General features: G+C 58.9%; 23 protein-coding genes. 9 read left to right on the top strand and 14 right to left on the bottom strand.

Annotated elements, in window-relative coordinates; genetic code table 11:
- Positions 1–4 precede the first annotated feature (4 nt).
- Complete coding sequence (gene rsmA / locus AC2FFH_RS08790) at positions 5–847, top strand: 16S rRNA (adenine(1518)-N(6)/adenine(1519)-N(6))-dimethyltransferase RsmA (RefSeq protein WP_113790091.1); 843 nt, start codon at positions 5–7, stop codon at positions 845–847.
- A gap of 58 nt (positions 848–905) precedes the next feature.
- Here the strand turns inward: rsmA and AC2FFH_RS08785 are convergent, their stop codons facing one another.
- The 3 genes from AC2FFH_RS08785 to prfA form a co-directional block, all read right to left on the bottom strand.
- Entirely contained in the window at positions 906–1,496 is a 591-nt protein-coding gene (locus tag AC2FFH_RS08785; RefSeq protein WP_496723147.1) for a DUF4167 domain-containing protein, read from the bottom strand.
- A gap of 237 nt (positions 1,497–1,733) precedes the next feature.
- A complete protein-coding gene (gene prmC, locus AC2FFH_RS08780; RefSeq protein WP_496764506.1) occupies positions 1,734–2,579 on the bottom strand; it encodes a peptide chain release factor N(5)-glutamine methyltransferase in 846 nt (281 codons plus the stop codon).
- Positions 2,576–3,631, bottom strand: coding sequence for a peptide chain release factor 1 (prfA, locus tag AC2FFH_RS08775; RefSeq protein ID WP_496844220.1), 1,056 nt, complete (start codon positions 3,629–3,631; stop codon positions 2,576–2,578). Before prfA ends, prmC begins: the two co-directional genes overlap by 4 nt.
- Before the next feature lie 63 nt (positions 3,632–3,694).
- Here prfA and AC2FFH_RS08770 point away from each other — a divergent pair, with 63 nt between their 5' ends.
- Positions 3,695–3,982 carry a hypothetical protein gene (locus AC2FFH_RS08770; protein WP_496844219.1) on the top strand — a complete coding sequence of 96 codons (288 nt, stop codon included), beginning with the start codon at positions 3,695–3,697 and terminating at the stop codon, positions 3,980–3,982.
- On the opposite strand, the gene AC2FFH_RS08765 is transcribed toward AC2FFH_RS08770, so the two are convergent.
- The 4 genes from AC2FFH_RS08765 to AC2FFH_RS08750 form a co-directional block, all read right to left on the bottom strand.
- Complete coding sequence (locus tag AC2FFH_RS08765; protein WP_496844218.1) at positions 3,923–4,330, bottom strand: DUF1499 domain-containing protein; 408 nt, start codon at positions 4,328–4,330, stop codon at positions 3,923–3,925. The two genes, AC2FFH_RS08770 and AC2FFH_RS08765, sit on opposite strands and share 60 nt — an antisense overlap.
- 63 nt (positions 4,331–4,393) lie before the next feature.
- Positions 4,394–5,341 (bottom strand): agmatinase, encoded by a 948-nt coding sequence (gene speB / locus AC2FFH_RS08760; protein WP_496844217.1) that lies wholly within the window; start codon positions 5,339–5,341, stop codon positions 4,394–4,396.
- A 62-nt stretch (positions 5,342–5,403) separates the two neighbouring features.
- Positions 5,404–6,372 (bottom strand): agmatinase, encoded by a 969-nt coding sequence (gene speB / locus AC2FFH_RS08755; protein ID WP_496844216.1) that lies wholly within the window; start codon positions 6,370–6,372, stop codon positions 5,404–5,406.
- Positions 6,373–6,384: 12 nt separating this feature from the next.
- Positions 6,385–7,548: a M20 aminoacylase family protein gene (locus AC2FFH_RS08750; RefSeq protein WP_496738413.1), complete on the bottom strand. Its 1,164-nt coding sequence runs from the start codon at positions 7,546–7,548 to the stop codon at positions 6,385–6,387.
- Positions 7,549–7,614: 66 nt separating this feature from the next.
- Between AC2FFH_RS08750 and mazG the strand changes: the two genes are divergently transcribed.
- The 3 genes from mazG (at position 7,615) to AC2FFH_RS08735 (ending at position 9,923) form a co-directional block, all read left to right on the top strand.
- Entirely contained in the window at positions 7,615–8,472 is an 858-nt protein-coding gene (gene mazG, locus AC2FFH_RS08745; protein WP_496844263.1) for a nucleoside triphosphate pyrophosphohydrolase, read from the top strand.
- 63 nt (positions 8,473–8,535) lie between these two features.
- On the top strand, positions 8,536–9,477 hold the full coding sequence (locus AC2FFH_RS08740) for a nucleoside hydrolase (RefSeq protein ID WP_496844215.1): 942 nt from the start codon (positions 8,536–8,538) through the stop codon (positions 9,475–9,477).
- Positions 9,474–9,923 (top strand): GNAT family N-acetyltransferase, encoded by a 450-nt coding sequence (locus AC2FFH_RS08735; protein WP_496779183.1) that lies wholly within the window; start codon positions 9,474–9,476, stop codon positions 9,921–9,923. The genes AC2FFH_RS08740 and AC2FFH_RS08735 overlap by 4 nt, the downstream gene beginning before the upstream one ends.
- Positions 9,924–9,971: 48 nt before the next feature.
- Here AC2FFH_RS08735 and AC2FFH_RS08730 read toward each other — a convergent pair whose 3' ends face one another.
- The 6 genes from AC2FFH_RS08730 to AC2FFH_RS08705 form a co-directional block, all read right to left on the bottom strand.
- Complete coding sequence (locus tag AC2FFH_RS08730; RefSeq protein ID WP_199528541.1) at positions 9,972–10,139, bottom strand: hypothetical protein; 168 nt, start codon at positions 10,137–10,139, stop codon at positions 9,972–9,974.
- 151 nt (positions 10,140–10,290) lie between these two features.
- Positions 10,291–10,830: a GNAT family N-acetyltransferase gene (locus AC2FFH_RS08725; RefSeq protein WP_496779185.1), complete on the bottom strand. Its 540-nt coding sequence runs from the start codon at positions 10,828–10,830 to the stop codon at positions 10,291–10,293.
- A gap of 46 nt (positions 10,831–10,876) precedes the next feature.
- Complete coding sequence (gene eno / locus AC2FFH_RS08720; protein ID WP_496723170.1) at positions 10,877–12,154, bottom strand: phosphopyruvate hydratase; 1,278 nt, start codon at positions 12,152–12,154, stop codon at positions 10,877–10,879.
- 145 nt (positions 12,155–12,299) lie between these two features.
- Positions 12,300–13,181 carry a DMT family transporter gene (locus tag AC2FFH_RS08715; RefSeq protein WP_496779187.1) on the bottom strand — a complete coding sequence of 294 codons (882 nt, stop codon included), beginning with the start codon at positions 13,179–13,181 and terminating at the stop codon, positions 12,300–12,302.
- A 135-nt stretch (positions 13,182–13,316) separates the two neighbouring features.
- Positions 13,317–13,730 (bottom strand): Fur family transcriptional regulator, encoded by a 414-nt coding sequence (locus tag AC2FFH_RS08710; RefSeq protein WP_496738406.1) that lies wholly within the window; start codon positions 13,728–13,730, stop codon positions 13,317–13,319.
- A gap of 71 nt (positions 13,731–13,801) precedes the next feature.
- Positions 13,802–14,506, bottom strand: coding sequence for an endonuclease/exonuclease/phosphatase family protein (locus AC2FFH_RS08705; protein WP_496844214.1), 705 nt, complete (start codon positions 14,504–14,506; stop codon positions 13,802–13,804).
- A 204-nt stretch (positions 14,507–14,710) separates the two neighbouring features.
- Here AC2FFH_RS08705 and AC2FFH_RS08700 point away from each other — a divergent pair, with 204 nt between their 5' ends.
- Complete coding sequence (locus tag AC2FFH_RS08700; protein WP_496844213.1) at positions 14,711–15,598, top strand: DMT family transporter; 888 nt, start codon at positions 14,711–14,713, stop codon at positions 15,596–15,598.
- Positions 15,599–15,694: 96 nt separating this feature from the next.
- A complete protein-coding gene (locus tag AC2FFH_RS08695) occupies positions 15,695–16,666 on the top strand; it encodes a cation efflux transmembrane domain-containing protein (RefSeq protein ID WP_496844212.1) in 972 nt (323 codons plus the stop codon).
- Between the two features lie 11 nt (positions 16,667–16,677).
- On the opposite strand, the gene AC2FFH_RS08690 is transcribed toward AC2FFH_RS08695, so the two are convergent.
- A complete protein-coding gene (locus tag AC2FFH_RS08690) occupies positions 16,678–18,096 on the bottom strand; it encodes a protein adenylyltransferase SelO (protein ID WP_496844262.1) in 1,419 nt (472 codons plus the stop codon).
- Between the two features lie 85 nt (positions 18,097–18,181).
- On the opposite strand from AC2FFH_RS08690, the gene AC2FFH_RS08685 reads away from it, so the two are divergent.
- Complete coding sequence (locus tag AC2FFH_RS08685; RefSeq protein ID WP_496779195.1) at positions 18,182–18,601, top strand: cupin domain-containing protein; 420 nt, start codon at positions 18,182–18,184, stop codon at positions 18,599–18,601.
- A gap of 3 nt (positions 18,602–18,604) precedes the next feature.
- Positions 18,605–19,507 (top strand): fatty acid desaturase, encoded by a 903-nt coding sequence (locus AC2FFH_RS08680; protein ID WP_496844211.1) that lies wholly within the window; start codon positions 18,605–18,607, stop codon positions 19,505–19,507.
- Positions 19,508–19,713: the final 206 nt, after the last annotated feature.

The following is a 19,713-nucleotide window of genomic DNA, read 5'->3' as shown; positions in this document are numbered from 1 at the left end:
GATCATGAGTTCAATCGACACCCTTCCCCCTCTGCGCGAGGTTATCGCAACACATCAACTCTCGGCGCGTAAATCGCTGGGGCAGAACTTTCTACTGGACCTTAACCTGACAGCCAAGATCGCGCGGCAGGCAGGGGATCTGACGGAATGCGACGTGCTGGAAATCGGCCCCGGCCCCGGTGGTCTGACCCGCGGTCTGTTGTCCGAAGGTGCGCGCAAGGTCGTCGCGGTCGAAAAAGACACCCGCTGTATCGCTGCCCTGAACGACATCGCTGCTGCTTACCCGGGTCGTCTTGAGGTCATCAACGGCGACGCACTGGAAATCGACCCGCTGGCGCATCTGACCCCACCTATCCGCATTGCCGCAAACCTGCCGTATAACGTTGGCACCGAATTACTGGTGCGCTGGCTGACCCCACCCGAATGGCCGCCGTTCTGGCAAAGTCTGACGCTGATGTTCCAACGCGAAGTCGCCGAACGCATCGTTGCCCAACCCGGGGGCAAAGCCTATGGCCGACTTGCGATCCTTGCCCAATGGCGGGCCGAGGCGCGCATCGCTATGTCCCTGCCGCCCGGGGCTTTTACGCCTCCGCCAAAGGTCTCAAGCGCTGTTGTGCATCTAACGGCCCTGCCCGAACCGCGCTACCCGGCAGATGCCCGGGTTTTGTCGCGCGTCGTGGCCGCAGCCTTCAACCAGCGCCGCAAGATGCTGCGCGCATCGCTAAAAGGCGTGGCGCCGGATATCGAGGACCGCCTGCTCGCGGCTGGTATCCAACCCACAGAGCGCGCCGAACAAGTCCCGCTCGAAGCGTTCTGTGCGCTGGCCCGGGAAGTTCAAAAAAGCTAATGCGCAAAGAAAAAGCCCCGGAGTGAACTCCGGGGCTTTTTGAACTCTATGGCAGAAATTACTCAGCCGCTTCCGGTGCATCACCGTTGCTTGTCGGTGCGTCCTCTGCCCCCTCTGGCGCGGGCTTTGGCTTACGCGTACGCGGGCGACGCGGTGCTTTTTCTTTTTTCGCCGGTGCTTCGGCGGCCGCAGCGGCATCCTTGCTTTCCGGGGTCTCGACCAAACCGGATTCCGGGGTGGCTGCCTCGGGTGTAAAATCCATCACGTCCGGTTGCGGCGCTTCGGCCGGGTCCGACTGACGGGCAGCAGCTTCGCGTTCCTGGCGCTCGGCGCGTTCGCGATCCCGCTCGGCCTGACGCTCACGGTTCTGGCGATCTTGCTCTTCGCGGCGCGCTTCCATTTCGCGCTGTGCCTCACTCAACAGGCGCAGATAGTGTTCTGCGTGCTGCTGAAAGTTCTCGGCGGCCACACGGTCATTGGACAGTTGGGCGTCGCGCGTCAACTGATTGTATTTGTCGATAATCTGCTGGGGCGTACCACGCACCTTGCCTTCGGGACCCGAGCTGTCAAAAACCCGGTTGACGACATTGCCCCCAGAAGGACGGTTGCGGTTATTCTTGACCCGAGAGCGGGATTTGGAAGATCTCATTTACTTTACGTCAGCCTTGTCATTCGCTGTCGATCATCTCGCATCCTGCACTGCTCAAAAGCTTAGCTGTGACGCGATGTCGACTATTTTGGGCTTGGCGTCCGGGGCCCGCTGAACCAGCGTCAGCCCTCCGACTGGAGTTGAGTAAACACGTCCTGTGCGTACAGACAAGGGGGTTGTCCCAAAAATCGCAGCTTTTTTACATTAATCGGCGTATTTCGGCCTCAGGTTGCCGCTTTAATGCGGCATTTTGGCAAAAACGACGCGATCGCGGCCGTCCAGATCGGGAATGATCCTTGTGGCTGTCAAACCCGCCGACTCGAACAAAGCCGCGACGCTTTGCCCCTGCGTTGGCCCGATTTCCACCAGCAGACGACCGCCGGGCAATAGAAAGTCCGGCGCACCCGCGGCGATGCGGCGATAGGCACCCAGCCCGTCCCCTTCGTCCGTCAGCGCCATGCGCGGTTCATGCACGCGCACTTCTGGCGAAAGGTCGGCCATTTCTTGCAGTGAAATGTAGGGGGGGTTCGAAACGATCAGATCAAACTGGCCGTCAATATTCTGAAACCAGTCCGATTGCAGAATTTCCACCCGGCTCTGTACCTGATGCTGCACTGCATTTGCGCTGGCCTGCAGACAGGCGGCCTCGCTCAGGTCCGCGCCCACGCCCGAAGCGCTGGCCCGTTCGGCCAGCAACGTGATCAGGATACAACCTGATCCGACCCCCAGATCCAGAACATGATCGAACGGTTCGCTGAGCGCGGCTTCGATCAGCGCTTCGGTTTCCGGCCGTGGGTCCAGCACATCGCGACTGACACGGAACCGTCGGCCATAAAACTCACGCTCGCCCAACAGATGCGACACCGGAACACGCACCGCACGCAGCGAGATCAACTGATCATAACGCTCTGCAACCTCAGGAGACAGCTCTTCGGGCGCAATCAGAGTGACCCGGCTGGCTTCGATCCGCGCCGCATGGGCAAGCAGAACGCGCGCATCCCGCGCCGGGTCAGCCACGCCAGCCGCCCGTAATCGCGCTGTAGCCGCGACCATCGCCTGTGCTGCTGTCAGTGCGGCGATCATTGCGCCATATCGGCCAGCAGCCGCGCCTGATCGTCGGCAGTCAACGCGTCGATCACCTCATCCAAATCGCCCTGCATCACCTGATCCAGCTTATAAAGCGTCAGATTGATGCGGTGATCGGTCATGCGCCCCTGCGGGAAATTGTAGGTTCTGATCCGCTCGGATCGATCCCCCGACCCCACCTGGCTAGCCCGGTCCGCAGACCGTTCACTGTCGATCCGCTGGCGTTCCTGATCATACAGCCGGGTTTTGAGTACCTGCATCGCAATCTCGCGGTTGCGGTGCTGCGACTTCTCCGAGCTTGTTACCACGATCCCGGTTGGCAGGTGAGTGATCCGCACCGCCGAGTCTGTGGTGTTCACGTGCTGCCCCCCCGCGCCTGAACTGCGCATGGTGTCGATGCGAATATCATTGGCGTCGATCTGGATATCCACATCCTCGGCCTCGGGCAAAACCGCGACCGTCGCAGCCGAGGTGTGAATGCGTCCGCCGCTTTCGGTTTCCGGTACACGCTGCACCCGATGCACACCGGATTCGTATTTCATCCGCGCAAAGACATTCTCGCCCTTGATATGGGCCACGACCTCTTTGATCCCGCCTAAATCCGAGGCCTGTTCTACGATGATCTCAAACTTCCATCCCCGCGCTTCGGCATAGCGCTGGTACATGCGCAAAAGGTCCCCGGCGAACAGCGCGGCCTCATCTCCGCCAGTTCCGGGGCGGATTTCCAGCATTGCCGGACGCGCATCCGCCGCATCACGGGGCAACAACGCAAGCTGCAAGGCGTGTTCGGATTCGGGGATGCGGGTCTTCAATGCCGGAATTTCTTCTTCCGCCAGTTCTTTCATGTCCGGGTCGGCCAGCATCGCCTCGGCCTCGGCAAGATCGGCGACCAGCTGACGCCACGCCATGATCTGATCCACAACCGGTTTGAGGTCGGAATATTCTTTGGCCAAGGCCGCAATATCCCCACCCGAGGCACCATCTGCCATGGCCGCTTCGAGGTACTGGAATCGCTGGGTTATCTGTTCAAGTCGTTCTTCGGGGATCATCCGGGCGGTGTCTATCAATCCGGCCCTTTGGTCAAGGCCCCTCACTATGCTAGGCTAATGCACATGAAACGGTTGATACTTGTTTTTACACTGCTCGTAACGCCCGCCCTAGCCGACGTGGTCGGCCCCGGCGGCAAGGTTCAGGACTGCTATTGCACCGACAAATCCGGAACCCGCGTCGAACTGGGCGAGATGATCTGCCTGCAGGTCGACGGCCGCATGTTCATGGCTCAATGCCAGATGTCCCTGAACGTACCGATGTGGCGCGAGGTGCAGGAGGGGTGCTTGTCCTCAGGGCTGCAACAGGGCAAGCCACTCATCAACACGAGCGCGGTTTACCCCAAAATCTGACCGGCCAAACCTGAGACGAGCATAGATGCGAAGCGTGTCTCCGTCCTGTTGCACTGTCGTGTAGTCCGGAAAGCCGATCACTTTCGTACGTGTGATGTAGGTAATCATCCCTTCATCAACAGACCCGGCCAGAACTGACGTTCGGTCTGAAACGCGTGCGAACGCATCCAGCCGCAGCAGGCCATCCGGCCCCGTTTCGACCACACGGACGACACCCCCATCAAGATCACGGTCTTGATCACCGACCGGCGCAATATGCCATTTTGCCGGGTCTGATGGTGCAAAACGGATGTATGCTCCAAGCAAAATTACCAGAACAACAATCAGCCACAGCACCATTTTTTTCATCCCCGGACCAGCCCTTGCGCTGACCATATTCGGATAGCTTTGGCAAACAAGGTGCGAACTCTTCTACCGTGACGTCACGCCCGGCAATATGCACAGCAGTTCAAACAACAGGTTTGCTGCGGTTAGTGCCGTGTTGCCTGACGGATCGTATGGCGGCGACACCTCGACCAGATCGCATCCAACCACTTTCACACCCGAAAGCGCATGAATCAGCTGCAACGCTTGCGGCGTGGTCAGCCCTCCGATTTCAGGTGTTCCGGTGCCGGGGGCGTAAGCCGGGTCCAGACTGTCAATGTCATAGGTGATATAGACCGGGTGGTCGCCGATCGTTTTTCGGATTTGCGAGCCGATCTCGGTCAGGTTCTGCTGCCACAGCTCCCACGCCGGGAATTGGCAAAAGCCCCATTCCCGCGCCTCGGTAAAGTCGCTGGCCGCGTAACCCGAACCGCGGATACCGATCTGATAGGTCTTGTCCGGGACGATCAGCTTTTCCTCATAGGCGCGGCGGAAGACAGTGCCGTGCGTTTCACGCTCGCCAAACATCTCTTCATTCACGTCGGCATGAGCATCCACATGCACCAGCGCGACCGGCCCGTGCTTGGCCGCAATGGCGCGCAAAATCGGCAGCGTGATCGAATGGTCGCCGCCCATCGCAACGGGAATCACCGCCTGATCGAGAATTGAATCGTAGCTTTCCTTGATGATCTTCAGGCTGTCGGCCAGCGAGAACGTATTGATGGCCAGATCCCCGATATCCGCGATCTGCAGGCTGTCGAACGGAGCGGCCGAATTGGCCATGTTATAAGGCCGGATCATCGCGCTTTCGCTGCGGATCTGTTTCGGCCCGAACCGCGTGCCGGACCGCCATGAGGTGCCGATATCCATCGGAATGCCCAGCACGGCCACATCCAGTCCTGCCAGCGACTCCGCCTGCGGCAACCGCATGAACGTGTTCGGCCCGGAAAACCGCGCCAGATCATTGCCGCTGATCGGTTGGTTAAAGTCTGTCATGCCCGTATTTCTCCCGTCCGGCTTTTGGTTAATCAGATACCGGAAAGATGGCTAACCAAAGGTTAATCCTGCACCAGCTTGTTCCACCCCAGCAGGCAAATGATCTGAGTCGCCACATGAGCACCTGCAATGGCCGTGGCACCTGACGTGTCGTAGGGCGGCGACACTTCGACCACGTCCCCGCCTTTGATGTTAATCCCGGCAATGTCGCGCAGGATGATCTGCGCCTGAATGGAACTCAGACCACCCCAAACGGGCGTGCCGGTGCCGGGGGCAAAGGCCGGGTCCAGGCCGTCGATGTCAAAGCTCAGATAGACCGGGCTGTCCCCCAGAATGCCTTTGATCTTTTGCGCCACGGCGGCGGGGCCGGATTCGTATACCTCGCGCGCGTCGATGATGTTGACGCCCAGAGTGTCCTCGTTCGTCGTGCGGATACCGACCTGAACCGAGCGTTTCGGGTCCACGATGCCGGATTTCACCGCCTTATAGAACATCGTCCCGTGATCCACGCGGGACATATCGTCATCGGCCCAAGTGTCGGTGTGCGCATCGAATTGCAGCAGAGACATCGGGCCGTATTTCTCGGCATAGGCCTTGAGGATCGGGAAGCTGATATAGTGGTCCCCGCCTAACGTAACCGAAGACACATCAGCGGCCAGAATGGTGTGGATATGGTCGGTCAACGTATCGGGAAAGGCAGGGATATTGGCATAGTCATAAGCCATGTCTCCGTAATCCACGATTGCCAACTCGCTGAGCGCATCGAACGGCCAGCCGTAGGGCGCATCCGGCGATTGCAGCGCGCTGGCCTCACGTATGGCACGCGGTCCAAGACGGGTACCCGGACGGTTCGTCACCGCTTGATCAAAGGGCACACCTGTGACTGCGATATCCACGCCTTTCAGGTCCTTAGTGTAAAGGCGACGCAGGAACGAGGTCGCGCCGCCAAAGGTGTTCTCGTAGGACAGTCCCTTGAGATCAGGATTGGTGAATGCCTCGTCCACCTGGTTCTTTGCGTCTTCCAGTGCCATGTCTTCCCCCCGTCAGCCCAGCGGCTGCGCCTTTTCGACGATCCGTGCAAAGAACGAAGCGCCGATCGGCGCGATCTCGTCGTTGAAATTGTATTTCGGATGGTGCAGCCCGGCGCTCTCGCCCTGCCCTAGAAACAGATAGGCGCCGGGGCGCGATTGCAGCATGTACGAGAAATCCTCGGCCCCCATCTCGCGTCCCATGTTGCCCACCACACGCTCGGCCCCCGACACATCTCGGGCCACCTCGGCAGCGAACCCGGCCTTTTCGCCATCATTGATCGTGGCCGGATAGTTCTTTTCATAGTCCAGCCGCGCCTCGACCCCGTATGAGGTCGCCTGCCCCTGCACGATTTGCTGCATACGCTCGATCACCATCTGCTGAACGTTTGGATCGAAGGTTCGGACGGTTCCGTTGATGAATGCCGTGTCGGGGATCACGTTGTTCACTGTCCCGGTGTGAATCTGTGTCACCGAGACAACCAGATCGTCGAGCGCATAATGGTTGCGGCTGACGATGGTTTGAATCGCCTGCGCGATGCCACAGGCCGCCATTACCGGATCTCTGGTTTCATGTGGCATGGCGCCATGGCCGCCAACGCCTTGAATATGTATCTCAAACGTATCCACAGCCGCCATGATCGGCCCCGGAGTGGTGTGAAACGCGCCAACGGGCAGGTTTGGCGCATTGTGCAGCGCATAGACCTGAGAGATGTCGAACCGGTCCATGATGCCTTCTTCGACCATCACGCCCGCACCGCCGCCTTCCTCTTCGGCTGGCTGAAAGATCAGCGCCACGCGGCCACGAAAGTTCCGTGTCTCGGCCAGATAGCGCGCAGCACCCAGCAACATCGTGGTATGCCCGTCATGGCCGCAGGCGTGCATCTTGCCCGGCTTGGTCGAGGCGTACTCGACCCCCGTCTCTTCAGGGATCGGCAGCGCGTCCATGTCAGCACGCAGACCGATCGTCGGCCCGTCACCCCGCCCGTTAATGATCGCGACGATCCCGGTCTTGGCAATACCTTCGTGCAGCTCGTCCACTCCGAATTCGCGCAGACGGTCCGCAACAAATGCCGCCGTTTCATAGCATTCGAACTCAAGCTCGGGGATTGAATGCAAGTGTTTGCGCCATGCGGCCATGTCGGCTGAGTAATCGGCAATTCGGTTGACGACGGGCATCTGGGCTGGACTCCTGATCGGGACTGCGGAATGGATGCATCTGACACCGGAACGAAAGGGTTCGCAATGGCCGAAAATCCTCTGATCCACGACAGCGAAGCGGGTATCGAGCGCCTGCTGGAAATAATGCGCCGCCTGCGCGACCCGGAAACGGGCTGTCCGTGGGACATCGAACAGGATTTCGCCACCATCGCCCCCTACACGATCGAAGAGGCTTATGAGGTCGCCGACGCCATCGAACGCGAAGCCTATGATGAGCTGAAGGGAGAGTTGGGCGACTTGCTGTTTCAGTCTGTCTTCCATGCCCAAATGGCCGAAGAAGCCGGGCATTTCACCTTTCAGGACGTGGTCCGGACCATGTCGGACAAGATGGTCGACCGTCATCCGCATGTATTTGGCGATGAATCCCGCGATAAATCAGCGGACCAGCAGACCGTGGATTGGGAAACCATCAAGGCGGCTGAGCGCGCCGGCAAGGAACAGAAAGGGGCGCTGGACGGTGTCGCAGCCAACCTGCCTGCCCTGTTGCGCGCGCACAAGCTGCAGAAACGCGCGGCCCGCGTGGGGTTTGACTGGCCTGATGCCAGCCATGTGCTGGCCAAGATCACGGAAGAGGCTGCAGAGCTGGAGGAAGCGCGCAACGCTAAGGACGCAGACGCGCTGGAGGATGAATTCGGCGATCTTCTGTTCGTGATGGTCAATCTGGGCCGCCATCTGGGGATCGAACCCGAGGCCGCCCTGCGCCGCACCAATGCCAAGTTTACCCGCCGGTTCGAGCAAGTAGAAGCGCGGCTGGCTGCGCGCGGGAAAACACCATCTCAAAGCGATCTCGAAGAAATGGATGCGCTGTGGGACGAGGTCAAAATTGAAGAGCACCGCGCCAATGGCAAACTCCCGCCGGTAGGTGCGACGACCGAGGTCTGAAACCGCTGGACAAGCGTGGTGACACTTGCGAGTGTCCGCGCTTCAATACCCCGGAGGCAAAGCATGGCACCGCGCAAGATCATCATCGACACCGATCCCGGGCAGGACGACGCAGTCGCCATCTTGCTGGCATTGGCAAGCCCGGAAGAGATTGATGTTCTGGGCATTACCGCCGTTGCGGGGAATGTACCGCTGGAACTGACGGCCAAGAATGCGCGGATCGTCTGTGAACTGGCCGGCCACACGCATATTCCTGTTTATGCCGGGTGTGACCGCCCGCTAAACCGCCCTCTGGTCACCGCAGAACATGTGCACGGCAAGACCGGCCTCGACGGTCCCGTCCTGCCTGATCCGGAAATGCCGCTGGCTGACGGGCACGCGGTCGACTTCATCATCGACACCCTGCGCGCACACGAGCCTGGAACCGTCACACTTTGCCCGCTTGGCCCGCTGACGAATATCGCATCCGCCTTTCAAAAAGCGCCAGATATTGTCGACCGGGTCCAGGAAATCGTTCTGATGGGCGGTGCGTATTTTGAGGTCGGCAACATCACCCCGGCAGCGGAGTTCAACGTCTATGTCGACCCCGAAGCTGCTGATATCGTGTTTAAATCCGGCGTTCATGTCGTCGTTATGCCGCTAGACGTGACCCATGATGCGCTGGTCACGAAACATCGCAATGACGCCTTCCGCGCGCTCGACAGTAAGGTCGGGCATGCCGTGGCCGAGATGACGGATTTCTTCGAACGATTCGATATAGAGAAATACGGCTCGGAAGGCGCGCCGTTGCACGACCCGTGCGTGACCGCCTATCTGATCCGGCCGGAGCTGTTCTCGGGCCGACACATCAACGTCCAGATCGAAACGCAGTCCGAACTGACGATGGGTATGACCGTCGCTGATTGGTGGCGCGTGACAGACCACCCGCCCAATGCATTGTTCATTGGGGAAATCGACGCTGACGGTTTCTTTGCCCTGCTGACCGAACGGCTGGCCCGGCTATGAGCGCCGCACTTCGCCTTGCGCGCCCCGAAGATCTGGACCGCCTGATGGGCCTGGTGACTGCGTTCCACACCGAAGCCGGGATTGCGCAGGACATGGACCAGACCCGCAATGCACTCACCCCCTTGCTAGAGGGTATTCCCCACGGTTGCGTCTACCTGATCGGCCCAGGGCGCGCGCCGCTGGGCTACGTCATCCTGACCTTCGGCTGGTCGGTCGAATTTGGCGGCATGGACGGCTTCATAGACGAAATCTACATCCGCCCGGCCGTGCGCGGCCGTGGCATCGCCACCGAAGTGCTGCTTGACCTGCCCAAGGCTCTGGCCGAGGCCGGTCTGACCGCCCTTCACCTAGAAGTCGATCGCACAAACGAGGCCGCGCATAAACTGTACTTGCGCACCGGCTTCAAACCGCGCGATCGCTATGTTTTGATGAGCCGAAAGCTCTAAATCGGTCAGATACTTACGGGCGTCGCCGCCCGTCCCCCCATGAAAGCCCTAGCGGGCTTCACCGCGATACATGTAGGTCGGCGATTCCATTGCCAAAACCGGGTCACTTGCGGACACCGCCTCCCCGGTGATCGGATAAGTACCCGGCCCCGCACAGGCCGCCAAAAATACAGTGCTGATCACTGAAGCTACGAGAAGGATTTTCGAACCAGTCATGTCGTTCCCCTTTCTGTAATGCAGGCACATTACGAGACACCGGGATCGGACAAATAGGTAAAAGTTCACACAAAATTGAATTTATGTAGACGTATTTCTATCAAGTTTGATTTTTACAAGCGATAACAACACGAAAGACTTTGAAAAAAAATCACTCGATTTGCGAGTTTTCCGCCTGAGCATCGGACAAAGGCATCTCAAAAAACAATAATGTGTCTTTCGCGATCTCCGGAATCTCGGAATATGCGTCGCGCAGTTGAAAGCCCATCGACAGGTACAGACGCGTTGCCGATTCCAATGGTTTGCCCGTATCCATGCGAATACAGTCGAACCCCTGTTTTCGGCACTGTTCAATCAAGGACATCATGACCGCATATCCTGCCCCTGTCCCTCGGGCGGCGTCATTTACAAACACCCGTTTAATTTCGGCAATGCCCGGCCCGATTGTCCGGAACATTCCGCACCCAACGGCATGTCCATCCTTTAGTACCAGCCGTACACCACCGCCCGGTGGGGCGTGTTCGACTTCGATCTCGTCCATCAGCCGGGCATAAACGTCGCGGGGATAAAAGGTTTTTACGACGCGCACGGACTTGGTGTCCAACGTCAGCAGGAAGTCGCGATATTCCCAACACAAACGCCGAACCTCATCAAAGTGGTCCGGCGTTTCAGCTTCGATAACTTTAAGCAAAACACGATCCTCGAAAAACACGAGGATCAGTCTAGCATTATTGATCTCAGTTGCGAAGGATTGACGCGCCTGCGTATTCCGCGACTTCACCCAGCGATTCCTCGATACGGATCAGCTGATTATACTTGGCCAACCGGTCCGACCGCGCCAGAGAGCCGGTTTTGATCTGACCGCAGTTGGTCGCAACCGCCAGATCGGCGATGGTCGCGTCTTCGGTTTCGCCAGAGCGGTGCGACATGACGTTGGTGTAGCCTGCGCGGTGCGCCATATCGACGGCGCGCAGCGTTTCGGTCAACGATCCGATCTGGTTCACCTTGACCAGCATCGAGTTGGCGCAGCCACGCTCGATCCCTTCGGCCAGACGCGCCGGGTTGGTTACAAACAGGTCGTCCCCCACCAGTTGGACTTTATCGCCTATGGCGTCGGTCAGGGCTTTCCAGCCGTCCCAGTCATCCTCGGACATACCGTCTTCGATCGATATGATCGGATAGTCTTTGACCAAAGCCGCCAGATACTCGGCGTTTTCCTCAGACGTCAGCGAGATGTTCTCGCCCGACAGGACATATTTGCCATCTTTGAAGTATTCGGTCGCCGCGCAATCCAGCGCCAGATGGATTTCCTCACCCGGCTTGTAGCCTGCCTTTTCAATGGACTGCAGGATGAAATCCAGTGCTTCGCGGGTCGATGCGATATTGGGGGCAAAGCCGCCCTCGTCGCCAACACCGGTGGCCAGACCAGCCGCCGACAACTCACGTTTCAGCGTGTGGAACACCTCGGAGCCCATGCGCACGGCTTCGCGGATATTCGCGGCCGAGGTCGGCATGATCATGAATTCCTGAATGTCGATCGGGTTGTCGGCATGCTCACCACCGTTGATGATGTTCATCATCGGAACCGGCAATACACGGGCCGAGGTGCCGCCGACATAACGGTACAAAGGTTGCGTCGTGAAATCCGCTGCGGCCTTTGCCGTGGCCAATGAGACCCCCAAAATGGCGTTAGCGCCCAGACGGCTCTTGTTCTCGGTCCCGTCCAGTTCGATCATCGCACCGTCGATGGCCACCTGTTCGGTCGCGTCATAGCCGACCAGTTCTTCGGCGATCTCACCGTTCACAGCGGCGACAGCTTCAAGCACACCCTTGCCCATATAGCGGGATTTATCACCGTCACGCTTTTCCACCGCCTCATACGCACCGGTTGACGCACCCGAAGGCACAGCAGCACGGCCCATGGTGCCGTCTTCCAGAATCACGTCCACTTCGACGGTTGGGTTGCCCCGGCTGTCCAGGATTTCGCGTGCGTGGATGTCGATGATGGTGCTCATGAGGCCCGTCCCTATGGCTGCATTTGGTTGCATGCCTCATAACATTACCGGGCCAAAAGTAAACCAGCGATGTTATCGCTAACGGGCATATTCATGGGCGTTTAGGGCTAACAGCCACGTGTTTGCGCCAACGTGCGACGATCCGTCAGGCTGCAACCACCATGTCACGCGCCAACCTGCGTTCGCGAACAAAGGTGTACATGCCAGAGCCGAGGATCAACGCGGCACCGGCCACAGTCATCAAATCAGGCCGTTCGCCAAACATCAACATCCCTGCCGCGATGGAAAACACGAGCCGGCTGTACCGGAAAGGTGTCAGGGCCGAGGCCTCACCGATCCGCATGGCCGTCACGATGCCGTAATATCCCAGGACGCCAAAGCCGATTGCCCCCAGATACGGACCAATCTGGGCGTTCTGCAGCGGGACAATGGGCTGAGCCAAAAATACCATCAGAACCACCCCGGCAAGGGCAACGGCGATATACGCCTGCATGGCAACAACGGACGAGGCCACACGGACGTCCAGCTTGCGTGTGATCAGATCACGTGCGGCGATCGCAATAACGGTCGCCACCACGAACAGCGACTCGGGCTGGAACCCCTCCAGACCCGGACGAATAATCATCAGGACACCGATAAAGCCGATCCCGATGGCGCTCCAACGTCGCCAACCGACTTGCTCGCCCAGAAACAGCGCGGCGCCCATGGTCACGGCCAGCGGCATGGCCTGAAATACGGCGGCAACCGTAGACAACTCGACCAGAGACAACGCAGTGACAAAGGTCAGGGCACCAACCGCTTCTGTCGCTGCCCGCGCCAGCGGCAGGCCTTGCCACGCCACCGGATCTAGGATGCGTTTGCGCGTGGCCAACGACATCGCGACGAAGACCAGTCCACATACCAACCCCAATGCGATCATGATCTGGCCCGTAGGGACAGTGACCGACAGATGCTTGATGAACATGTCCTCAAGCGCGAAGGCCGCCATCGATCCGATGATCAGCAAGATGCCGTGTACGTTGTTCATGCGCGTGTCCGTTGGGATGGGCTGGCAAATCTGCGCCCTTGAGTCACCAAAACCGGAACATGCGCGACGTCGCAAGCCATATTGCGACATGATTGATGAATTGCCGTGCGGCAACCAATCGCGTTTCGTGATGAATCAGTCTTGTTCCAGCGGCACGCCGTACAGTTCCAGCCGGTGCCCTTTCAGCTTGTACCCAAGCTTGGCTGCGATCTTTTCCTGCAGGGCCTCGATCTCGGGGTCGACAAATTCGATCACTTCCCCCGACTGCATGTCGATCAGGTGGTCGTGGTGGTCCCTCTCGGCATCCTCATAGCGGGCGCGCCCATCACCGAATTCCAACCGCTCCAGAATCCCTGCCTCTTCGAACAGCTTTACGGTGCGATAGACCGTGGCAATCGAGATACCCGAATCCACTTTTGAGGCGCGCGCATACAGCTCTTCTACGTCCGGATGGTCATCGCTTTGCTGCAACACCTGAGCAATCGTGCGGCGCTGACCCGTCATGCGCAAACCTTTGGCTTCGCAACGGGCGATGATCGTGTCGGACATAGTGACCCTCAGAGTAGTTCGGGTTTCTGTCTTAATACGTCTGCGCCGCTGGCGCCACAGGGGAATTGCGCCTAAGCGACCCGGCGAAGATCAGCCCAGATCGGCAGGTGATCTGATGCGATATGCGCAGGCCGCGCTTTGTGGACGCCATGCACCACGGCCTCAAGCCCAGCGCCCAGCGCGATCCGATCCAGTGCGCCCAGAGGCTGTGCAGCCGGGAAACTGGGAACCGGGGGTAAAAATCGCATGTCGGGTGCAAGATGATCGAGCACTGGCTGGCGCGACCACTCGTTGAAATCTCCGGCCCATACGGTAGGCATCTGATCCAGATCCTCATCGCAGCGCCGGAGCTGGTGAATCTGCTGCCGCCGAGAAGCGGGCAGAAGGCCCAGATGCATCCCCATCACCCGAAGCGGCCCGATCTGGGTGTCGAACTCGACCCGAACAGCACCGCGGGGTTCCAACCCAGGCAAATCATGGTGCCCGGTCGTGCGCACGTCAATTTTGTCACCGCGCCAGATGACCGCGTTGCCGTGCCAGCCCAAGCTGCCTGCGCCCCCCAGATCGACAATCTGCCAACCGGCTTCATCCAACATGAAATGCGGTAAGGCCGCGGGTCGCGGCGGCAGCCTTTTGTCGGCCTCTTGCAGCACCACAATATCAGCCTGCATGCCTTCAATGACCTGCATGATGCGCTGCGGTTGGCGGCGAAAATCCAAGCCCACGCATTTCTGGATGTTATAGCTTGCAATCCGCAGGATTGAATGAGGCGACATAGGGTTCCGATCAAATGGTCGACTCCCAAAGTGCCATGCTGGTTGCGGGGTGCAACCCCAGTCTTTCTAAGGTCGATAAATTAACGCTGATTATCCTGACCATTTGCCCGAAAATTCGGCAGATCGCGAGATCAGGAATGCTGCGCTTGATCAACGGGGTGCCGATACTCTATCCCCGTGGAACGCGTCCAATTGAGGCCTGAAGTGGTTTCCAGCAACACACCCTCGAACAACCGCACCTGGGCAAGCATCGTTCTGGTGATCGGTGGCATGATGTGGGGTCTCTATTGGATCCCCGTTCGGTTTCTCTTTGACCTGGGCCTGACCGGGCCCTGGCCGGGTATTGCGATGTATAGCGTTGCGCTGCTGGGCCTGGTTCCCTTCATCTGGAAAGAGAGAGGGACGCTGGCCCTGCAATGGCGCGATCTGGTGTTCAGCGGAATGTTCACCGGCGCGGCCTTCAGTCTTTATTCCATCAGCCTTGTCTATACGGATGTGGTGCGGTCGATCCTTTTGTTCTACCTCACACCGATCTGGGGCACGATTCTGGGCCGCGTGTTCCTGGGCGAACGCCTGAGTCTGGGGCGGCTTGCAGGTCTTACTTGCGGAGTCGGTGGCCTGTTCGTCGTGTTAGGCGACTCAGGCGGTGTTCCGCTGCCCCAAAACAGCGGCGACTGGATGGCGTTGGCCTCTGGCATGTGCTGGGCGCTGGGTACGTTGGGGCTGTACCGAACCAGCAAGATCTCAGCCTCGGGTCAGGTCTTTGCCTTTGTCGCAAGCGCGCTGATCCTTTCTCTGGTCAGCCTCACGGTCCTGCCCGAACCTGTGTTGCCGACAATTGTGCAGGCGGATCTTCTTTGGACCCTTCAGTTCGTACTGCTGTCGGCCTTCTACACCTTACCCATGGTGTTCATGACAATCTGGCCCGCAACCAAACTGTCCCCTGCCCGCGTCGGCATCCTGCTTATGAGCGAGGTGGTCGTCGGCCTGGCCTCGGCCGCCGCGTTCTCAGGCGAGCCGTTCGGTTTGCGCGAGCTTTTAGGCGCCATCCTGATTGTCAGTGCCGCAGTGCTAGAAATCATGCGGGACTAGGCAACGAACCGCTTTGACCTTCAAAGCTACTGTTGGCCTATCCCTTTCGAGTGTTTATCTGTTGCCGAGTTTGTTGCCCTATCAGGACGTTACCAGATGTCGACGCCAAACGCGGAACGTAGAAAACAGCTTGAGGGGCGCGCGCTCATCATTGCCATGGGCGGCAACCTTTTCATGGGCGCGGCGGGTATTCTGGCCGGGATCCTGTCGAACTCCAACGCGATCATGATGGACGGCCTGTATTCGCTGGTCGGCTTTGGATCGGCATTCCTTGGTCGCCGTATTAGCCTGAAGATTGATGCAGGCCCCGACAAACGCCGCCCCTTTGGCTATGCAGCGGATGAGGCGATCTTTTCCACCTTCCGCTCTCTGTCTCTGTTAGGACTGGTGCTGTTCGCCATCTCGAACGCGATTAAAAACATCTACAGCTACTACAACGGCATGATGCCTGAACCGCTGATATTTGGGCCGATGTTCATCTACTTCGCTGCCATCGGCCTTACCTGCGTTCTGTTATGGGCGTTTCACTATTTCACTTGGCGGCAGACCGGGAAGGCCAGTGCAATCCTACGGCTGGAATCCAAGGCAGCGCTGTTCGATGGTCTGTTCACGGCCGCCGCAGCAATTGGCCTTGGAGCAATCTACTTGTTCCGGGATGGGGCCCTATCGGCGATCGCACCCGTCGGCGACTCAATCATCGTATTGTTCCTGTGCGTTCTGGCCATCGGATCATACCTACGCGACTTCCGTGGTGGGTTGGGTGAGCTGGCAAACGCCACCGCAAGCCCCGAACTTCTTGCTGCTGCGCGTCGTGCCTTGCGCCCGGCAATCGCAGAGGACGGTGGCGCATTGCGGGATATGTCCGTAACCAAGCAAGGTCGGACCATTTTGATCACCGTCTATTACAACCCTCTGCGCGCGATCACCGCCGACGAGGTCGACACGCTTAACCTGCGCATGGTCCGCGATGCGCGCAAGGCAATCGACGGGGCGGATGTCTACCTGATGATCTCGCAATATGCGCGGCGCTGGCCGGATGAGATCAATCCCTATCGTGATGAGGCCTGAGCGGTCGAACCTCAGGTTCCACAGAACGTGGCGTGCACCACTTCGCTGTCGGTCGGCGGACGCTTCAGATCATCCGCATTAGGCTGTTCCTCATAAGGCCGCGCCAACACAGTGTTCAGCCTTTGGAACGGCGCATAGTCGCCCTGAACGGCAGACTGGATCATCTGCTCAACACGGTGATTGCGCGGAATGAACGCCGGGTTTGCGGCGGACACTACGGCGGATGGGTCCTGCTCACGCCCCAGACGCGCGTTCCACCCTTCGGACCAGGTGTCGTACGCCGTGGGATCGGTGAACTGATCACGTGCGGCATCATCGCCCAGCGCACGGAAGGTGTTGGTAAAATCCGCCTGATTCTGCGCCATGCGTGTCAGCAGGTCCGAGATCAGCTCCAGATCGCCCTCTTCCTCGGTCACCAAACCGATCTTGGCGCGGAACCGCTTCAACCAGTTCTCCTGCAGTTGCGCAGGCATGGCGTGTACGATCTCGGTCGCCTCTTCAACGGCAGCGTCCTTGTCTTCCATCTGCTGAATCAGTGCCGTCGCCAGTTGTGCCACGTTCCAAACGGCAATGTCGGGCTGGTTGGAAAAAGCATAGCGCCCCATCCGGTCAATCGAGCTGTAGACCGTGTTCGGATGATAGCTGTCCATAAAGGCGCAAGGTCCATAGTCGATGGTCTCGCCCGCGATTGAGCAATTGTCGGTGTTCATCACCCCATGGATAAATCCTACGCTCATCCATGCCGCGATCAGCCGCGATTGTGTTTCAACCACTCCACGCAACAGGCCCATCGGACCGTCCGCATCCGGGTAGTGACGATCAATGGCGTATTCCGTCAGGCGGCGCAGGCTGTCCAGTTGGCCACGTGCGGCGAAAACCTGGAATGTCCCGACCCGCAGATGACTTTTCGCCACACGGGTCAGAACCGCACCGGGCATCGGCCCCTCGCGCAGAACGACCTCTCCGGTCTCAACAGCGGCCAGCGCACGGGTTGTCGGGATGCCCAGCGCATGCATTGCCTCGGACACCACGTATTCCCGCAGCACGGGTCCCAGCCAAGCGCGGCCATCCCCCTGACGGCTGAACGGGGTCGGTCCGGACCCTTTGAGCTGGATATCCCGACGAAGACCATCTGTCCCGATCGTTTCGCCCAGCAGTACAGCGCGGCCGTCGCCAAGCTGCGGGTTGTAGTTGCCGAACTGATGTCCCGAATAAAGCTGCGCAATCGGCTCTGCGCCTTCGGGCAGCGTGTTGCCGGCGAAGGCTTCGGCCATCTCCTCTACCTCCCCCGGTGTGACCTTCAATACCTTCGCCAATTCCGAGTTGAATGCGATCAGGCGTGGGGCACGCACAGGTATAGGTGCCTGCCGCGCATAAAAGCTGTTGGGAAGGCGGGCGTAGCTGTTGTCAAACGGGATGGTCAGGGTCATGCGGCAAACATATTCCTTGCGTAGACGAATACCATAGCGGATCGCACCTTCCCGTGCATAATCATCGCAAAAGGCAAGAGGCCCCATGACCGCACTAGAGATCATCGACCACCTGAAACTGGAACAACACCCCGAAGGTGGCTGGTTTCGCGAAACCTGGCGCGCGGATAACGCGGGCCGCGCCACCGGCACCTGCATCTACTTCCTGTTGGCCGCTGGTGAAAGCAGCCACTGGCACCGCGTGGACGCGACCGAAATCTGGCTCTACCACTCTGGTGCTCCGCTGATCCTGTCGCTGAGTGCAACCAATGACGGTCCAGCCACCGATCACATCCTAGGCCCCGACCTTTCAAAGGGCGCACCGCAATTAATCGTGCCCGAAAACCACTGGCAAGCGGCGCGCACCACCGGAGACTATACGTTGGTCAGTTGCACTGTTTCGCCCGGGTTCCAGTTTGACGGGTTCGAACTGGCCGAGCCAGGGTTCGACATAGCGCGCGGATGATGCATGGATCACCGCGCCCTCATAGCATCGCTGCCACCCGCGGCCAAAGATCAGCTACAACGGCGCTCGGACTCAGCAGGTCTGCGTCATCTTCTGGGCTATCTGGTGTTACTGTCCGCCACCAGCGCGGGTATCGCGTGGCGGGTCCCTCTCTGGCCGCTCCTGATCCTGCCACAGGGTGTCTTGATGGTGTTTCTGTTCACGCTCAGCCATGAATGCACCCATAAGACCCCATTCAAGACCGGCTGGCTGAACGACGCTGTGGGGCATCTTGTTTCAGTCCCGATCGCCCTGCCCTTTACGTGGTTTCGGTATTTTCACCTTGCGCACCACAAATGGACGAACCACCCTAAGAAAGACCCCGAGCTTGGCGGTAAGCCACGACCGCAGGACCGGCTGAGCCTGCTGACCTACCTGTCTGGCTGGCCTTACTGGAAAGGCATGGCACTTGTCCTGTTCCAAAACGCCTTTGGTCGCATCGACGCCCCGTACCTACCTGCGCGCCAACACACCGCCATGCGGGCTGAGGCACGTCTGCTGTTGATACTCTACGCGGCCGCAGCCCTAAGCCTGCTCCTGTCGCCGCTGCTCTTCTGGCTTTGGATTTTACCGGTTCTGCTGGGGCAGCCATTCCTGCGCCTCTATCTACTGGCGGAACACGGCCTGTGTCCGCCAGTCGCCAACATGCTCGAGAACTCGCGCACCACGTTCACCAACCGGATCGTGCGTTTTGTGGCCTGGAATATGCCCTTCCACGCAGAGCACCACGCATTTCCGAATGTGCCGTTCCATCAGTTGCCCGCGTTGCATCATTGGACACGGGAACATCTTAGATCGACTTCGGACGGATACTCGGAGTTTACGATTGATTATGTACGCAGTGTTAAGCGGCAATCATTCAGCTAGTTGGTTACGAATTGGCTGCTTTGAGCCCATTTTGCCGATTGCTGCAATGTGCACGAATGACCGCTGAACAGGTGCAGGCAAGGACCCAGCATTCGCTTATCAACTAAATGCAATGCTTGATGGATTACTACGGTGTCCCCAAATGCCGAATACTTGGCGAAAATAATCAAACTGGCGGCTGATTAAACATAGCTCCGAATCCAATT

The organism is Ruegeria sp. YTSC003 (assembly GCF_059609785.1).
Note: the sequence above shows the minus strand (reverse complement) of the source record. Positions and strands in the feature narration are given on the sequence as shown.

Bases quoted from the DNA above. Each gene is read 5' to 3' on its own strand.
- rsmA (WP_113790091.1), top strand. From the start codon at position 5: ATGAGTTCAATCGACACCCTTCCCCCTCTGCGCGAGGTTATCGCAACA.
- AC2FFH_RS08785 (WP_496723147.1), bottom strand. From the start codon at position 1,496: ATGAGATCTTCCAAATCCCGCTCTCGGGTCAAGAATAACCGCAACCGT.
- prmC (WP_496764506.1), bottom strand. From the start codon at position 2,579: ATGATCGCCGCACTGACAGCAGCACAGGCGATGGTCGCGGCTACAGCG.
- prfA (WP_496844220.1), bottom strand. From the start codon at position 3,631: ATGATCCCCGAAGAACGACTTGAACAGATAACCCAGCGATTCCAGTAC.
- AC2FFH_RS08770 (WP_496844219.1), top strand. From the start codon at position 3,695: ATGAAACGGTTGATACTTGTTTTTACACTGCTCGTAACGCCCGCCCTA.
- AC2FFH_RS08765 (WP_496844218.1), bottom strand. From the start codon at position 4,330: ATGAAAAAAATGGTGCTGTGGCTGATTGTTGTTCTGGTAATTTTGCTT.
- speB (WP_496844217.1), bottom strand. From the start codon at position 5,341: ATGACAGACTTTAACCAACCGATCAGCGGCAATGATCTGGCGCGGTTT.
- speB (WP_496844216.1), bottom strand. From the start codon at position 6,372: ATGGCACTGGAAGACGCAAAGAACCAGGTGGACGAGGCATTCACCAAT.
- AC2FFH_RS08750 (WP_496738413.1), bottom strand. From the start codon at position 7,548: ATGCCCGTCGTCAACCGAATTGCCGATTACTCAGCCGACATGGCCGCA.
- mazG (WP_496844263.1), top strand. From the start codon at position 7,615: ATGGCCGAAAATCCTCTGATCCACGACAGCGAAGCGGGTATCGAGCGC.
- AC2FFH_RS08740 (WP_496844215.1), top strand. From the start codon at position 8,536: ATGGCACCGCGCAAGATCATCATCGACACCGATCCCGGGCAGGACGAC.
- AC2FFH_RS08735 (WP_496779183.1), top strand. From the start codon at position 9,474: ATGAGCGCCGCACTTCGCCTTGCGCGCCCCGAAGATCTGGACCGCCTG.
- AC2FFH_RS08730 (WP_199528541.1), bottom strand. From the start codon at position 10,139: ATGACTGGTTCGAAAATCCTTCTCGTAGCTTCAGTGATCAGCACTGTA.
- eno (WP_496723170.1), bottom strand. From the start codon at position 12,154: ATGAGCACCATCATCGACATCCACGCACGCGAAATCCTGGACAGCCGG.
- AC2FFH_RS08715 (WP_496779187.1), bottom strand. From the start codon at position 13,181: ATGAACAACGTACACGGCATCTTGCTGATCATCGGATCGATGGCGGCC.
- AC2FFH_RS08710 (WP_496738406.1), bottom strand. From the start codon at position 13,730: ATGTCCGACACGATCATCGCCCGTTGCGAAGCCAAAGGTTTGCGCATG.
- AC2FFH_RS08705 (WP_496844214.1), bottom strand. From the start codon at position 14,506: ATGTCGCCTCATTCAATCCTGCGGATTGCAAGCTATAACATCCAGAAA.
- AC2FFH_RS08695 (WP_496844212.1), top strand. From the start codon at position 15,695: ATGTCGACGCCAAACGCGGAACGTAGAAAACAGCTTGAGGGGCGCGCG.
- AC2FFH_RS08690 (WP_496844262.1), bottom strand. From the start codon at position 18,096: ATGACCCTGACCATCCCGTTTGACAACAGCTACGCCCGCCTTCCCAAC.
- AC2FFH_RS08685 (WP_496779195.1), top strand. From the start codon at position 18,182: ATGACCGCACTAGAGATCATCGACCACCTGAAACTGGAACAACACCCC.
- AC2FFH_RS08680 (WP_496844211.1), top strand. From the start codon at position 18,605: ATGGATCACCGCGCCCTCATAGCATCGCTGCCACCCGCGGCCAAAGAT.